The sequence below is a fragment of the Streptomyces sp. NPDC054961 genome, from assembly GCF_053609145.1.
Window position 1 is genome coordinate 1 of the sequence record NZ_JBSGWY010000047.1, and the last position, 14,456, is coordinate 14,456.

Sequence of the window (14,456 nt, forward strand, 5' to 3'; positions counted from 1 at the left end):
GCCCCCCCCCCCCCCCCGCGGGGCCGCCCCCCACCACACACCACTCCACCGCATGCGGGGCCGGCTGTGACAGCCCGGAAGTTCCGGGTGCGGGGGGGGTCCCAGGCGACCCGCCCCTCACCCGTACAACGCACCGCGGCAGCGGCTACGCTCCGCGCAGCACCGCGCCCGTGCGCTCGCCCGCCAGGGCGACCGCCGCGTCACGGGCCGCCGTCGACTCCTCGGCCGTCAGCGTCCGGTCCGTCGCCCGGAAGCGCAGCGCGTAGGCCAGGGACTTCTTGCCCTCGCCCACCTGCTCGCCCTCGAAGACGTCGAACAGGCGCAGCGACTCCAGCAGTTCGCCGGCGCCCTTGCGCAGCGCCGCCTCGACCGTGGCGGCCGGGACGGACGCGTCGACGATCAGCGCGACGTCCTGGGTCGCCACCGGGAAGGAGGAGATCCGGGGCGCCTGCAGGGCCTCGCCGCCGGCCGCCGCGAGGCGGTCCAGGTCGAGCTCCATGGCGCTGGTACGGGCCGGCAGGCCCATCGCCTTGACCACGCGCGGGTGCAGCTCACCGGCGTGGCCGATGACCGTCTCCACCCCGTCGAGGGTGACGAGCAGCTCGGCGCACCGGCCCGGGTGCCACGGACCGTACTGGCCCTGGCGCACCACGAGCTCCGCACCGGCCTCGACGGCCAGCGAGCGCGCGGCCTGGACGGCGTCCGCCCAGTCGGCCGGGCGGCCCTTGCCCCACCAGCCGGCCTGCTCGCGGGCCCCGGCCAGCACGACCGCGGCGTAGCGCGGCTGCGCGGGCAGGGCCGCGTCCAGGGTGGCGATCTCCTCGTCCGAGGGACGCCGGTCGACGGGCAGCCGTACGGCGACGCCCGGCTGCGCGGCGGCCCGGAAGACCGAGCCGGTCTCGAAGAGGGCCAGGTCGTGACCGCCCCGGCTGTCGTTGCGCCGCAGCGCGCCGAGCAGACCCGGCAGCAGCGTGGTGCGCAGCGCCGGCTCCTCGTCGGAGATCGGGTTGACCAGCTTGACGACCTGGCGGGAGGCGTCGTGCGCGGGCAGCTGGAGCTGGTCGAAGACGCCCTCGCCCAGGAACGGGTAGCTGAGCGCCTCGACGTAGCCCGCGCCGGCCAGCGCGCGGCCCACCCGGCGGTGCAGCTGCTGCCGGGCGGTCAGACCACGGCCGGAGGGCACCTGCGGGAGGGTGGAGGGAAGGTTCCCGTAGCCCTCCAGCCGGATGACTTCCTCGGCGAGGTCGTTGGGCTCGGCGAGGTCGGGCCGCCACGAGGGCGTGGTGACGACGAGCTCGTCCTGGCCGTAGACGTCACAGCCGACCTCCTGGAGGCGGCGCACGACGGTCTCACGGCCGTACTCCATGCCCGCGACCCGGTCGGGGTGGTCCGCGCTCATCGCGATGGTGCGCGGCGCGCCCGGGGCGGTGAGCTCGGTGACACCGGCCTCGGCGGTGCCGCCCGCGAGCAGCACCAGCAGGTCCACGGTGCGCTGCGCGGCCGCGGCGGCGGCCTGCGGGTCGACGCCCCGCTCGAAGCGCTTGGACGCCTCGGAGGAGAGCTTGAGGCGGCGGGCGGTGCGCGAGATCGACACGGAGTCGAAGTGCGCGGCCTCGACGACCACGTCGGTGGTGCCGGTGACCGTGCCGGTCGCCGGGTCCGTGACGGAGTCGGCGATCTCGGTGTTGGCGCCGCCCATGACGCCGGCGAGCCCGATCGGGCCGCTGTTGTCGGTGATCACCAGGTCCTCGGCGTCGAGCGTGCGCTTGACCCCGTCGAGGGTGGTGAACTTCTCGCCCTGCTCGGCGCGGCGGACGCCGATGGCGCCGTCGATGCGCGAGCGGTCGTAGGCGTGCAGCGGCTGACCGAGCTCCAGCATCACGTAGTTGGTGATGTCCACGGCGAGCGAGATCGGGCGCATGCCCGCCTTCTGCAGGCGCCGCGTGAGCCAGATCGGGGAGCGCGCCTCGGGGTCGAGGCCGGTCACCGTGCGCGCGGTGAAGCGGTCGCAGCCCTGCGGGTCGTCGATGGTGACGGCGTAGCCGTACGAGTTCGGCGCGGGCACGTCGAGCAGCGCCGGGTCGCGCAGCGGCAGGCCGTACGCGGTGGCGGCCTCGCGGGCCACACCGCGCATGGACATGCAGTAGCCGCGGTCCGGGGTGATGTCGATGTCGAGGACCTCGTCGATCAGCTCCAGGAGCTTGATCGCGTCGGTGCCGACCTCGTGCTCGTGCGGCAGCACGATGATGCCGTGCGTGCCGTCGTCGCCCATGCCCAGCTCGTCGCCGGAGCAGATCATGCCGTGCGAGGTCCGGCCGTACGTCTTGCGCGAGGCGATCGCGAAGTCGCCGGGCAGCACCGCGCCGGGCAGGACCACGACGACCTTGTCGCCGACGGAGAAGTTCCGGGCGCCGCAGACGATCTCCTGCGGTTCGCCGGTGCCGTTCGCCGAGCCGACGTCCACCGTGCAGAAGCGGATCGGCTTGCGGAAGCCCTCGAGCTCCTCGATGGAACGCACCTGGCCGACGACGAGCGGGCCCTTGAGCCCGGCGCCGAGCTGCTCGACGGTCTCGACCTCGAGGCCGGCGTCGACGAGCTTGGCCGCGACGTCGCGACCGGTTTCACCGGCGGGGAGGTCGACGTACTCCCGCAGCCAAGAAAGCGGGACCCGCATCAGATCTCCATCCCGAACGGCCGGGTGAAACGGATGTCACCCTCGACCATGTCTCGCATGTCTTCTACGTTGTGGCGGAACATCAGCATCCGCTCGATGCCGAAGCCGAAGGCGAACCCGCTGTACTTCTCCGGGTCCACGCCGCAGGCGACGAGCACCTTGGGGTTGACCATGCCGCAGCCGCCGAGCTCGATCCAGCCCTCGCTGGAGCAGGTGCGGCACGGGCGGTCGGGGTTGCCCACCGATTCGCCGCGGCACACGTAGCACTGCATGTCCATCTCGGCGGACGGCTCGGTGAAGGGGAAGAAGTGCGGGCGCAGGCGCGTGGTGGTGCCCTCGCCGAACAGCTCCTGGACCATGTGGTCCATGGTGCCCTTGAGGTCCGCCATGGTCAGGCCCTCGTCCACGGCGAGCAGCTCGACCTGGTGGAAGACCGGGGTGTGCGTCGCGTCGAGCTCGTCGGTGCGGTACACCCGCCCCGGGCACACGATGTAGACGGGGGGCTTGCGCTCCAGCAGCGAGCGCGCCTGCACCGGGGAGGTGTGGGTGCGCAGCACGACGCCCGACTCGTCGCCCTCGGTGCCTTCCGGCCCCCGGACGAAGAAGGTGTCCTGCATCTGGCGGGCCGGGTGGTCCGGCGTGAAGTTGAGGGCGTCGAAGTTGAACCACTCCGCCTCGACCTCGGGGCCCTCCGCGACCTCGTACCCCATGGCCACGAAGATGTCCGCGATGCGGTCCATCAGCGTGGTCAGGGGGTGCCGGGCGCCGGCGGGAACCCGGTCGTAGGGCAGCGTGACGTCCACTGCCTCCTCGACCAGCACCCGCTCGTCGCGCTCGGCCTCGAGCTCGACCGTGCGGGCCCCGAAGGCCTTGTTCACGGCGCCGCGGGCCTGGCCCACGCGCTTGCCCGCCTCGGCCTTGGCCTGGGGCGGCAGCGCGCCGATCTCGCGGTTGGCGAGCGCCAGGGGCGAGCGGTCGCCCATGTGCGCGGTCTTCGCCTCACGCAGAGCGTCGAGGTCGCCCGCGGAGGCGAAGGCGGCGAGCGCCTCGTCCCGCATGCGCTCGATCTCATCCGGTTTCAGTGCCTCGACCTCAACAGGGTCGTACGACTTGTTCGGTGCCGACATCTCTTCCCGTACTTCCGATGGCTGGCTGGTGGGTCCCCCGCGTGACGCGCAGGACGCGCTCGGCACAAAGACACAAAGGTGCCAAAGGTCGAGTCTAAAGGTCGCTGGGGGTGAAGGGGCCCGTGGGCCGCCTGGCGAGACGCTCCGCAGGACTACTGCGTGAGGTACGCCGGGGCGGCGACGGGCAGGATAAACCGGAACTCGGCTCCGCCGCCGGGGCCGCGGCCGACCCTGATGGTGCCGCCGTGGGCTTCCACGATCCCCTTGACGATGTACAGGCCCAGGCCGGTGCCGCCGCGCTTGCTGCCCCGCCAGAAGCGGGTGAAGACGCGGCCCATCGACTCCTCGGGGATTCCGGGGCCCTCATCGGTCACGGTGACGGCGGTTCCCTTCTCGGTCTTCCCCGCGGCGTTCGCGAAGCTGGTCGGCGCTACGTCGATGGTGACCGTTCCCTCGCCGTGCCGCACCGCATTTTCGAGGAGGTTGCCGAGGATCTGGTCGATCTTGTCGGGATCCGCCCAGCAATCGGGCAGCGGGCGGCTCACGCTGAGGAGGAACCGCTCCGGGGCCTGTCCGTTCGCGGTGAGCGCCTGGACGTGACGGCCGACGGCGGTGGAGAGGTCGACCGGCTGGCGGCGCACCTCGAGGCGGCCCGAGTCGATGCGGGAGATGTCGAGGAGCTCCGCGATGAGCCGGGTGACGCGGTTGGCGTCGGCGTCGACGGTCTCCAGCATCAGCCGCTTCTGGTCGTCGGTGAAACGCTCCCACTTGGCGAGCAGGGTCGCCGTGAACCCCTTGACGGAGGTCAGCGGGGAGCGCAGTTCGTGCGCGACGGTGGCGATCAGCTCGGCGTGGCTGCGCTCGGTGCGCCGCCGGGCCTCGGTGCCCCGCAGGGTGACCACGAGGCGGCGCAGCGGGCCGGTGGGGTGGGTGCGCACGTACCGGGCGGAGACGAGCACCTCGCGGCCGCCGGGCAGCAGCAGGTTCCGCTCGGGTTGTCCGCGCCGGGTGGCGAGGCCCCCGTAGGGGTCGGTCATGGCCCACCAGCGGCGGCCTTCGAGGTCCTCCAGCGGGAGCGCGCGTTCGATGCCCACGCCGATCGCGCCCCCGGCCGCGAGCGCGGTGATCCGCTCGGCGGCCGCGTTGAAGCAGACGACCCGGCCGGTGGCGTCGGCGATCACGAGCCCGTCGGGCAGGTCGTCGGGATCGATCCCGAGACCGGCGAACTCGCCGCAGACGTCCGGTCCGGGGCCGGCGCCCGTGCCCGCACCGGTACCGGGGTCCGCGCCCGTACCGGCACCGGGGTCCGCGAGGCCCAGGGGGCTCGTGTGCGGGGTCCGGACGGCGTGCCCGGGCTGGGTGGTGGGCCGCGCGGGCGGGGCGGGCACCCGGGCGGGCTCGGCCTGCTGGGGCACGGCCGCCAGGACCGGTGCGCCGGCTGCCTTCGCGGCCCCCGGCGAGCTGTTCGTACCGACGGTCATGTCCCCGTACCCCACATCTCCGAGTAGCACAGTGGGCCCCCCGGGCGGCCACATTACTAGCTGGGGGTCACGGAGCGGCACCCTCCGGGCGCCCGCTGTGCACGCGCGGAGGCGTAGAGGCACACGGCGGCGGCCGTCGCGAGGTTCAGGCTCTCGGCCTTGCCGTGGATCGGGACCCGTACCACCGCGTCGGCGAGCGCCCGGGTCTCCTCGGGCAGGCCCCAGGCCTCGTTGCCGAAGATCCAGGCCGAGGCGGTGCCCATGGAGCCCGCGTCCAGCTCGGCGTCGAGGTCCTCGTCGCCGGCCCCGTCGGCGGCCAGGATCCGTACCCCGGCGGCGCGCAGCCCCTGGACGGCCAGCTCGACGGGGACGCCCACGGCCACCGGGAGGTGGAAGAGGGAGCCCACGGAGGCCCGTACCGACTTGGGGTTGTACAGGTCCACGGAGGCGTCGGTCAGCACCACGGCGTCCGCCCCGGCGGCGTCCGCGCAGCGCAGCACCGTACCGGCGTTGCCGGGGTCGCGGACGTGGGCGAGGACGGCGACCAGCTTCGGCCCGGCCCGCAGGATCTCCTCGAAGGGCGAGTCGAGGAAGTGGCAGACGCCGACCAGGCCCTGCGGGGTGACGGTCTGCGAGACCTCGGCGAGCACCTCGTCGGAGGCGTAGTGGACGCGGGCGCCCGCGGCGAGGGCGGCGTCGACGATGTCGGCGTAGCGCTCGGCGGCCTCGACGGTCGCGAACAGCTCGATCAGGGTGGGCTCGCCGTCGGCACCCCGGTGCTCGGCGGCTTCGCGCACGGCCTGGGGGCCCTCGGCGATGAAGCGGCGCTCCTTGGTGCGGAAATTGCGGCGCGCCAGTCGCCTGGCGGCGGCCACCCGCGTGGATCGGGGGGAGATCAGCTCGGCGGGGGTGCCCATGGAGGTCGGCTCGCTTCCGTGCGTACTGCGGGTCGAAACGGGTGGAACAGGCGGAACATGGTGGAAATGGTGGAACGTGCTGGACGTGCTGGAGCCTGGTGGGCCGCGCTGGAGCCTGGTGGGCCGCGCCGCGACCGGCGGGTCAACGCACCGGACCCGCAGGCGCGAGGCCTGCGGGTCCGGGCAAAATACTGCAGCCGTGAAGGCGTGCTGCTTAGGCAGCGACCTTCGGGGCGTTGACGTCGGCCGGGAGGGCCTTCTGCGCGACCTCGACCAGCGCGGCGAACGCGTTGGCGTCGTTGACGGCCAGCTCGGCGAGGATCTTGCGGTCCACCTCGATGTTGGCGGCCTTCAGACCCTGGATGAGGCGGTTGTACGTCATGCCGTTCTGGCGGGCAGCAGCGTTGATGCGCTGGATCCACAGCTGACGGAAGTCACCCTTGCGCTTCTTGCGGTCGTTGAAGTTGTAGACCAGCGAGTGGGTGACCTGCTCCTTGGCCTTGCGGTACAGGCGCGAACGCTGACCGCGGTAGCCCTTGGCAGCCTCGAGGATTGCCCGGCGCTTCTTGTGGGCGTTTACTGCCCGCTTGACGCGTGCCACTTTTAACTCCTTGTAGCGGGGCCGTGGTTGTCTTCACACGGCCCGAATTCGATGGGGTCCCGGTCTTGACGTCCCGCTCCCGGAAGGGGAGCGGAGAGCGTCACTTGCCGAGAAGCTTCTTGATCTTCGCGGCGTCGCCGGGGGCCATCTCCGCGGTGCCGGTGAGGCGGCGGGTGACACGGGACGACTTGTGCTCGAGCAGGTGGCGCTTGCCGGCGCGCTCGCGGAGCACCTTGCCGGAGCCGGTGATCTTGAAGCGCTTCTTGGTCCCGCTGTGCGTCTTGTTCTTCGGCATAGCGCCGTTATCTCCTCGTCGGTGGCGCCCCCACCGGCCCTGTTGGGGGCCGGCTCACCGGAGCGTCATGTTGTGTGGTGATCCGAGACGGGCTGCCTCGGATCAGGCCTGGGCAGGAGCCTCGGGAGAGGCGTCCGCCTCTTCGGGGGCGGCCTCGGCCGTTTCGGCCGCCTCGTCAGAAGCGCCCTCCGCGACCTCGGTGACCTCGGCGGCCGCGATGTCAGCGTCCCCGGCCTCGAACTCGGCGTCCTCGGTGAGGGCCTCGTCGTCGGTGGGGGCGAGGCCCTGGCGCTCGGCCTTGCGGGCGGCCTGCGCCTCGCGGGCTTCGGCCATCGCCTCGGTCTTCTTCTTGTGCGGACCGAGAACCATGATCATGTTCCGGCCGTCCTGCTTCGGGTTCGACTCGATGAACCCCAGGTCCTCGACGTCGGCCGCGAGGCGCTGGAGCAGTCGGAAGCCGAGCTCCGGGCGGGACTGCTCACGACCACGGAACATGATCGTGATCTTGACCTTGTCGCCCTGCTTGAGGAACCGGACGACGTGACCCTTCTTGGTGTCATAGTCGTGCGGGTCGATCTTCGGCCGGAGCTTCATTTCCTTGATGACCGTGTGCGCCTGGTTCTTGCGCGCCTCACGGGCCTTCATGGCCGACTCGTACTTGAACTTGCCGTAGTCCATGAGCTTGCAGACCGGCGGGCGTGCGGACGCCGCGACCTCGACCAGGTCGAGGTCGTACTCCTGCGCGAGCTCGAGCGCCTTCGCAAGCGGCACAATGCCGACCTGCTCGCCGCTCGGGCCGACAAGTCGTACCTCGGGAACGCGAATCCGGTCGTTGATGCGGGGCTCGGTGCTGATGGATCCTCCTCGGTAGCACCACACGGCTGCCTGGAGGACAGCCGCTGACGTAATTCCGTCAGACCGGCCGCGGCGGAGAATCAAAAAAGCCCCGCCGGGCACAGGCAGGGGCTCCAATACAACCGGAGCACCCTCGCGTGCGAACCGCGGGGCGCAACATCGGGCAGCTTTCCATCGTCCGTACGGAACGATGGATACCGCCTGACCGGTGACCCGCCTCCCGTGAGGGTGGCCGGGTGGGAGAATCGGAGCCTCCACTTGTTGGCCGGGCACGTGAGTGTCCGGCCGGTCGATGTACATACTAGCACCCTCGTTGCAAGCCCACCGCTCCGCATATCGTGGTGCACATGACTGACGCGACGCCCTCCGGTTCCACTCCCGAATCCCCCGACTACGACGACATGACCCGCGACATCGCGGACGTGCCGGCGGTCGAGGTCATCACCACGGTGGCCGTCCACCTGCTCAGCGCAGCGGCGGTCAACCTGGGCCTGGACAAGCCCGACTCCGAGCACAAGGACCTCGACGAGGCCCGCAAGCTGATCACCGCCCTGGCCGGGCTGGTCACCGCGAGCGCCACCGAGATCAGCTCCTTCCACGCCGCCCCGCTGCGCGACGGCCTGAAGTCCCTCCAGCTCGCCTTCCGCGAGGCCTCGCTGGTGCAGGACGAGCCGGGGCAGGGTCCGGGCGAGAAGTTCACGGGTCCCGTCTACGCCTAGCCCGCCCCGGGTACGCGGAGCGCGCCCCGTACCGGCCGTGCGCACAGGACGCGCGGTAACGCCCGGTACATCCGGTACACGTCACAGGAACGGCCCGAAGGGGGCCCGAGCGGATGCTCGGGCCCCCTTCGCGCGTCCGCGGTCGCGGTGTCCCTCAGCGGGTGAACAGCGCCTCGCCGGGCGGCACCGGAGCGCCCTGCGGGAGCAGCGCCAGGTCCAGTCCTCCTACGAGGCGTGCGCGCAGGGTCTCGTCGGCCGCCAGGGCCTCGGCCACGCGCCGGGCGGCGGCCGGAGCCTGCGGGCCGGCGGCCAGCACGATGGCCAGGGTGCCGTCGGCGTCCTCGCCGCCCGGGCCCAGGTGGGCCGCGAGCACGGCGGGCTCCGCGGCCACGACGGCGCGTACCGCCTCGCGCACGGCCGGGTCCTCGAGCGGACCGGAGTCGTCACGGCCCTCGGCCAGGGCCAGCAGCGCGGGGCCGGTCAGCTGGTAGGCGACCGGGCCGGACAGGTCGATGACGACGGTGTCGGCCTTCTCGTGCGCGGCGGCGGCCAGGGCCTGGTGCAGCGGGACCGCCACGGGGCGGGCGGCCGGGTCCCACCGGGCCAGCGAGGCGGTGGAGGTGAAGGCGGGCAGGGCCCGCCGGTCCCCCGCCCGCAGCGTGGGGACGGCCATGTCGCTGGTCTTCTCGCGCCTGAGCCCGGTCTCGGGGTCGGTCTCGACCTCGCCGAGGACCGCGACGACGGGAACCAGCAGCCGGGTGCCCCGGAGCGCGGCCAGCACCTCCGGCTCCCTGCTCCGGTCCTCGGCCCAGGCGGCCAGGGCCGCGCTCAGCCGCGGGTCGGCGGTGCCGTCGTCGTCGGAGAAGCCGGGGTCGGGGATGTTCTTGTTGGAAACGGTCTTGTTCGCCACAGTTACCCGACCCTATCCCCCCGCGCCGGCTTCGGGCGCCGGGCCAGTACGCCGGCCAGCGCGAGCAGCGCCAGCCCCGCGGCGGCGCCCGCCGGGGCGCCGAGGCGGGCCCGGCGCTCGGGGTTCGCCGGCTGCTCGGGGCCGGGGCCGAAGTAGGGGCCCGCGGCCGCGGCGGGCCGGGGCAGCGGCGGCTCGCCGGTCATCGCCTCGGCGACCTGGAGGGCGGCGACCGGGTCCACCAGGCCGAATCCGCGGGAGTCGTCGCGGCCGCCGGCCGGGGCACCGGAGGCGGTGTCCTCCAGCAGCTTCTTGATCTGCGCCGGGGACAGGCCCGGGTGGGCGGCCTTGACCAGGGCGACGGCGCCGGAGACGAAGGCGGACGCGGCGCTGGTGCCCCAGCCCTCGTAGTAGGAGCGGTCGGGGTCGGCGATGACCACGTCCACGCCGGGGGCGCTGACGGTGGCGTACCAGTTGCGGGTGGAGAAGGCGGCCTTCTTGCCCTTGCGGTCGACGGCCGTGACGGCGATGACCCCGGGGTACGCGGCCGGGTAGGAGGCGTGGTCCCCCTGTTCGCCGCCGTTGCCGGCGGAGGCGACGACGACCACGCCCTTGGCCAGGGCGTACTGCACGGCCTCGTCCTCGCCGGCCTCGTGGTGGGCGGAGCTGCTGTCGTCGCCGAGGGACAGGTTGATCACGTCGGCCCCGTGGTCGGCGGCCCAGCGGATGCCCTCGGAGAGCGCGCCGCCCTTGCTGTCGCGGGCCTTGCTCCGGCCGGGGTCGCCCTCCTCGAGGATCACGCGGACGGGAAGGATCTTCGCCTGGGGGGCGACGCCGAGGACGCCCTGCCCGCGGCTGGGTCCGTGCCCGTGGCCGGCGATGATCCCGGCCATGGCCGTGCCGTGCCGGGCCCAGGCGCGGTCGCCGCGGCCCGCGCCCATCCCGACGAGGTCGGTGCCCTCGAGGACCTGGCCGGCCAGGTCGGGGTGGGCCCCGTCCACGCCGGTGTCGAGGACGGCGACGGTGACCCCGTCGCCCCGGGTGGTGCCCCAGGCCTCCTCGGCGCGCAGGGCGATGAGGCCCCACTGGCGGTCGCGGATGGCGTCGGCGGCGGCCGGCGGCGCGGCGACGACGGCCAGGAGGGCGCCCAGGGCGACGCCCGCGGCGGCGGCCCGGCCGCGCCGCGGGGTCACCGGATCCGTCGGACGGCTCACCGAGCCGCTCATCGGCCGGCCGCCGGAGCGGGCGGCGCCGCGAGGGCCCGTACGGCGCGTTCCACACGGTCGGCGACGGCCCTGGCCTCGTGGCCGAGGCCCGCCTGGGCCACGGCTCCGGTGGCGCCCTTGGCCATCGCCTCCTCGGCGGGGCGGGGACCGTCCAGGATCCGGCCGTCGGCGAAGGCGGACACGGTGTAGACGACGACGGGGGCCTCGGGGAGCACGGAGGCGGTCCAGGCGGCGCGCCGGTCGTCGGGGAAGCCGTAGCCGGGCGGGACGGTCAGCCGGCCGCGCAGCGCGTTCATGGCGGGGGCCTCGGCGGGGGTGAACACCATGCCGACGGTGACGAGCGAACTGCGGGTGGCGTCGGTGTAGGTGGCGCGGAGCACGCGGGTGCAGCCCGCTCCGGCGAGCAGCGCCTGCCAGTCGGCGGCGAGCGCGGCGGAGCACGCGGCGTCGGGGGCGAGCGCGACGCGGGTCCACGTGCGGTCGGCGCCGCCCGGGCCGGCGTCGTCCCCGTCGAGGACGGGCGGGAAGAGGGTGTCGACGGGGGTGGCCCGCCAGAGGGAGGCCGCCTCGCGGTAGGCGGCGCCGGCGGTCGGTGCCCGGTGTCCGGCGCGGTGTTGGGTGAAGGCCGTGTAGCCCGCGGCGCCGCTCAGGCCGAAGCCGAGGAGGCCGCACAGGACGGCGGCGAACACCCTGCCGGGGCGGCGTCGGGGCGGAGCGGGGGGCCGGTCGGGCGCGGTCAGGACCTCGCCGTGCGGTGTGGACGTGCTCATCCGGCGGCTCCGCCCCCCGTTCCGTACGGCTGCCTGCCCCCACTTTACGCGCCCCCGGCCACCCGCCCGGCGGTTGCCCGCCCCTGACCCGCCGTCGGCCGGGACCGGCGCGGACCGCCGGGCCGCGCGGCGTCGCGCGGAGCCGCACGGAGTCGCACGGAGTCGCCCCCACGGCCACGACGGGCATCCGGCGGCCGGGGCCCGTGCCGGCCGGCCCGCAGCCACGGGCCCCGGCCCGGCCGGGAGCCGGGAAGCCCCGCGGGCCGGCCGGGAGCCGGGAAGCCCCGAGGACCCCCTACCCACGAGTACACCCATCTGGCAGGCTGCCGCCCATGAACTCCCCCGCCGCCGACCGGGCCCGCTACGACCGGGCCACCGCGCACCTCGACGCCCCGCTCGCCCTTGTGGATCTCGAAGCGTTCGACGCCAACGCCGACGACCTCGTACGGCGCGCCGGCGGGAAGCCGGTCCGGGTGGCCAGCAAGTCCGTCCGGTGCCGCGTGCTGCTCGAACGGGTCCTCGCCCGGCCCGGGTTCGCCGGGATCATGTCGTACACCCTCGGCGAGTCGATCTGGCTGGCCCGCTCCGGTTTCGAGGACGTGCTGCTCGCCTACCCGTCGGCCGACCGGGCCGGCTTCGCCGAGCTGGCCGGCGACCCGAAGCTGGCCGGGGCGGTGACCGTGATGGTCGATGACGTCGCGCAGCTGGAGCTGATCGACCGGGCCCGTGACGGAGGCACCCAGGAGATCCGGGTCTGCCTGGAACTGGACACCGCCCTGCACCTCTTCGGCGGCAAGGTCCGCGTCGGCGCCCGCCGCTCCCCGCTGCGCGAGCCGGCCCAGCTCGCCGAGCTGGCCCGTGCGGTGAGCTCCCGGCCGGGCTTCCGCGTCGTCGGCCTGATGGGCTACGAGGGCCACGTGGCCGGGGTCGGCGACTCGCTCGCCGGGCGTCCGGTGAGGTCGCGGATGATCCGGCTGATGCAGGGCGCGGCCCGCAAGGAGCTGGCCGCCCGCCGGGCCGAGGCCGTACGGGCCGTGCGCGCGGTGGTGCCGGACCTGGAGTTCGTCAACGGCGGCGGCACCGGCAGCGTCCAGCAGACGGCCGCCGAGGACGCGGTCACGGAGATCGCCGCCGGTTCGGGGCTGTACGTGCCGCGGCTCTTCGACAACTACACCTCGTTCAGCGGCCGTCCCGCGGCGCTGTTCGCCCTGCCGGTGGTGCGCCGGCCCGGCGTCGGGGTGGTCACGGTGCTCGGCGGCGGATATCCGGCCTCCGGCGCGCCCGGCCCGGACCGGCTGCCGGTTCCGTACCTGCCCCAGGGCCTGCGCTACGACCCGCAGGAGGGGGCCGGCGAGGTGCAGACCCCGCTGCTCGGCAGCCCGGCCGACGATCTGCTGATCGGCGACCGGGTCTGGTTCCGGCACGCGAAGGCCGGCGAACTGTGCGAGCGGTTCGACGCGTTGCACCTCGTCGAGGGCGACCGGGTGACGGCCACCGCCCCGACCTACCGGGGCGAGGGCCACACCTTCCTCTGAGGGGTGACGGGGCCTACTGGAACACGGAGTCCGTCTGGTCGGGGATGACGCTGGTGTCGCCCCGCAGGACGGGCCCCGGGGTGCCGTCGCGGCCGGTGAAGCCGGTGGTCGCGCACGGGTACGGCGCGGCCTTCTGCTTCTTCGGCTGGATGAACATCGGGTTCACGATCCACTTGCCGTCGCTGTCGTCGTAGGCGCGGCACATCAGCTCGTTCTTGTTGCGGTTGACGACGAGCCGCAGGGCGGTCGCGTCCCGCAGGAACGTGACGTCGGTGTCGGAGTCGCCCGCGGCGAACACCTGGCGGCGGGCGGCCGGCTGGACCTTCTCGGCCGCGGCGCCGCGGACCCCGAAGACCTCCTTGTTGATCCAGCAGCGCTTCCCGTCGACGTACGTGATCATCGTGTCGGCGCCGTCCGCGACGGATCCGCAGCCCTGCAGGTGGGAGGTGAACCTGCCGCCCGCGGTCGTGGTGTTGCGGATGCCGATGACGTGCGACGCGTCGATGCCCACGCCCTGGGCCCACACCTCGACGACCGGCTGCGGCGAGGCCGAGCTGATCCAGACGTCGAAGCCGGCCTTCTGCAGGCTCTTGACGAGGTCCTTCTGCTGGTCGTAGTAGCGCACCCAGCCGGTGGCGGTGCCGCTGCCGACCTGCTGCTTGGCGTCGATGGGCGCGGCCAGGTTCTCGGCCTTCGCGGCGGCCGCGAAGGCGCGGATCTCGCGGGCGGTCCAGCCCTGCATGAGCTGCGGCAGCCAGGCGTAGGCGGGCTCGATCGTCCGGTGGTCCCAGCCGGCGAACGCGGGGGCGCCCGCGCGGGTCGCGGCGGTGCCGTAGACGGCGTTCAGCTCGTCGGCGCAGCCGACGCCCTCGGGGGTGCCGGTGGGCAGCGGGGCGCCGGGCTTCGCGAGGGCGCCGCAGGCGTCGGCCAGGGCCCTGGCCGCGGCCGGGGTCAGGTAGCGGCTGGTGGTGGTCCAGTCGCCCTTGGCCGGCTGACGGATCTTGCCGTTGCGCAGCAGCCAGAACATCTGCGCGTCGCCCACGTCGTTCTTGACGACGGTGTTGTCCCAGTCGAAGACGGCGACGGGCTTGGTACGGCTGGGCCGGTACGGACTGCACGTGCCGTAGGTGTCGATGAGCTGCTGGAGGCGGGCCTGGTTGTCGCCGTACCAGCCGCCGGCGAGCTTCGCGGTGGTGCAGTGGGCGCCGGGGCGGGCCGCCTGGGCGGCGGGAGCGGCGGCCACGAGGGTTCCGGCGGCTATCGCCACGGCGGCGCCGGCGGCCTGGAGCCGCCGTACGGAGGGGGAACGGGTCACTGGGGTGAACTCTCCTGATTCTTCTGCAAGATCG

The 14,456-nt window shown here is 73.7% G+C and carries 13 protein-coding genes; 2 read left to right on the forward strand and 11 right to left on the reverse strand.

Translation table 11 applies throughout. The annotated features are described in order from the left end of the window. Positions 1–145: 145 nt before the first annotated feature. From pheT to infC, 7 genes are all read right to left on the reverse strand, one after another. The gene (gene pheT, locus ACWF9Z_RS30760) at positions 146–2,674 is read right to left on the reverse strand and encodes a phenylalanine--tRNA ligase subunit beta (protein WP_453607510.1); all 2,529 of its coding nucleotides are present in this window, start codon (positions 2,672–2,674) and stop codon (positions 146–148) included. After that, positions 2,674–3,801: a phenylalanine--tRNA ligase subunit alpha gene (gene pheS, locus ACWF9Z_RS30765; protein ID WP_453607513.1), complete on the reverse strand. Its 1,128-nt coding sequence runs from the start codon at positions 3,799–3,801 to the stop codon at positions 2,674–2,676. The genes pheT and pheS overlap by 1 nt, the downstream gene beginning before the upstream one ends. Positions 3,802–3,953: 152 nt before the next feature. Further along, positions 3,954–5,282, reverse strand: a complete 1,329-nt coding sequence (locus ACWF9Z_RS30770) for an ATP-binding protein (RefSeq protein ID WP_453607515.1) — start codon at positions 5,280–5,282, stop codon at positions 3,954–3,956. 56 nt (positions 5,283–5,338) lie between these two features. Continuing rightward, complete coding sequence (locus tag ACWF9Z_RS30775) at positions 5,339–6,199, reverse strand: TrmH family RNA methyltransferase (protein WP_453607517.1); 861 nt, start codon at positions 6,197–6,199, stop codon at positions 5,339–5,341. Between the two features lie 214 nt (positions 6,200–6,413). Beyond that, positions 6,414–6,800, reverse strand: coding sequence for a 50S ribosomal protein L20 (gene rplT / locus ACWF9Z_RS30780; RefSeq protein ID WP_215021862.1), 387 nt, complete (start codon positions 6,798–6,800; stop codon positions 6,414–6,416). A gap of 100 nt (positions 6,801–6,900) precedes the next feature. After that, entirely contained in the window at positions 6,901–7,095 is a 195-nt protein-coding gene (gene rpmI / locus ACWF9Z_RS30785) for a 50S ribosomal protein L35 (protein WP_030157249.1), read from the reverse strand. Between the two features lie 102 nt (positions 7,096–7,197). Beyond that, the gene (infC, locus tag ACWF9Z_RS30790) at positions 7,198–7,974 is read right to left on the reverse strand and encodes a translation initiation factor IF-3 (RefSeq protein ID WP_453607521.1); all 777 of its coding nucleotides are present in this window, start codon (positions 7,972–7,974) and stop codon (positions 7,198–7,200) included. 323 nt (positions 7,975–8,297) lie between these two features. Between infC and ACWF9Z_RS30795 the strand changes: the two genes are divergently transcribed. Then, positions 8,298–8,669 carry a DUF1844 domain-containing protein gene (locus tag ACWF9Z_RS30795; protein WP_214948115.1) on the forward strand — a complete coding sequence of 124 codons (372 nt, stop codon included), beginning with the start codon at positions 8,298–8,300 and terminating at the stop codon, positions 8,667–8,669. 154 nt (positions 8,670–8,823) lie between these two features. Here ACWF9Z_RS30795 and ACWF9Z_RS30800 read toward each other — a convergent pair whose 3' ends face one another. Genes ACWF9Z_RS30800 through ACWF9Z_RS30810 form a run of 3 tightly spaced genes read right to left on the reverse strand, consistent with a single transcriptional unit; the run spans position 8,824 to position 11,572 of the window. Beyond that, entirely contained in the window at positions 8,824–9,579 is a 756-nt protein-coding gene (locus tag ACWF9Z_RS30800) for an SseB family protein (RefSeq protein WP_453607524.1), read from the reverse strand. Positions 9,580–9,581: 2 nt separating this feature from the next. Continuing rightward, positions 9,582–10,802, reverse strand: coding sequence for a type VII secretion-associated serine protease mycosin (gene mycP, locus ACWF9Z_RS30805; RefSeq protein WP_453607527.1), 1,221 nt, complete (start codon positions 10,800–10,802; stop codon positions 9,582–9,584). Next, a complete protein-coding gene (locus tag ACWF9Z_RS30810; RefSeq protein WP_453607530.1) occupies positions 10,799–11,572 on the reverse strand; it encodes a hypothetical protein in 774 nt (257 codons plus the stop codon). The genes mycP and ACWF9Z_RS30810 overlap by 4 nt, the downstream gene beginning before the upstream one ends. Positions 11,573–11,904: 332 nt before the next feature. Here ACWF9Z_RS30810 and ACWF9Z_RS30815 point away from each other — a divergent pair, with 332 nt between their 5' ends. Continuing rightward, positions 11,905–13,107: an amino acid deaminase/aldolase gene (locus ACWF9Z_RS30815; RefSeq protein WP_453607532.1), complete on the forward strand. Its 1,203-nt coding sequence runs from the start codon at positions 11,905–11,907 to the stop codon at positions 13,105–13,107. 13 nt (positions 13,108–13,120) lie between these two features. On the opposite strand, the gene ACWF9Z_RS30820 is transcribed toward ACWF9Z_RS30815, so the two are convergent. Continuing rightward, positions 13,121–14,422 carry a haloacid dehalogenase-like hydrolase gene (locus ACWF9Z_RS30820; RefSeq protein WP_453607535.1) on the reverse strand — a complete coding sequence of 434 codons (1,302 nt, stop codon included), beginning with the start codon at positions 14,420–14,422 and terminating at the stop codon, positions 13,121–13,123. Positions 14,423–14,456 lie beyond the last annotated feature (34 nt).

What these genes read in the sequence shown, in the direction of transcription:
- ACWF9Z_RS30770 (WP_453607515.1), bottom strand. Translation starts at nt 5,282, where the DNA reads ATGACCGTCGGTACGAACAGCTCGCCGGGGGCCGCGAAGGCAGCCGGC.
- ACWF9Z_RS30795 (WP_214948115.1), top strand. Translation starts at nt 8,298, where the DNA reads ATGACTGACGCGACGCCCTCCGGTTCCACTCCCGAATCCCCCGACTAC.
- pheS (WP_453607513.1), bottom strand. Translation starts at nt 3,801, where the DNA reads ATGTCGGCACCGAACAAGTCGTACGACCCTGTTGAGGTCGAGGCACTG.
- ACWF9Z_RS30815 (WP_453607532.1), top strand. Translation starts at nt 11,905, where the DNA reads ATGAACTCCCCCGCCGCCGACCGGGCCCGCTACGACCGGGCCACCGCG.
- mycP (WP_453607527.1), bottom strand. Translation starts at nt 10,802, where the DNA reads ATGAGCGGCTCGGTGAGCCGTCCGACGGATCCGGTGACCCCGCGGCGC.
- rpmI (WP_030157249.1), bottom strand. Translation starts at nt 7,095, where the DNA reads ATGCCGAAGAACAAGACGCACAGCGGGACCAAGAAGCGCTTCAAGATC.
- ACWF9Z_RS30775 (WP_453607517.1), bottom strand. Translation starts at nt 6,199, where the DNA reads ATGGGCACCCCCGCCGAGCTGATCTCCCCCCGATCCACGCGGGTGGCC.
- ACWF9Z_RS30810 (WP_453607530.1), bottom strand. Translation starts at nt 11,572, where the DNA reads ATGAGCACGTCCACACCGCACGGCGAGGTCCTGACCGCGCCCGACCGG.
- pheT (WP_453607510.1), bottom strand. Translation starts at nt 2,674, where the DNA reads ATGCGGGTCCCGCTTTCTTGGCTGCGGGAGTACGTCGACCTCCCCGCC.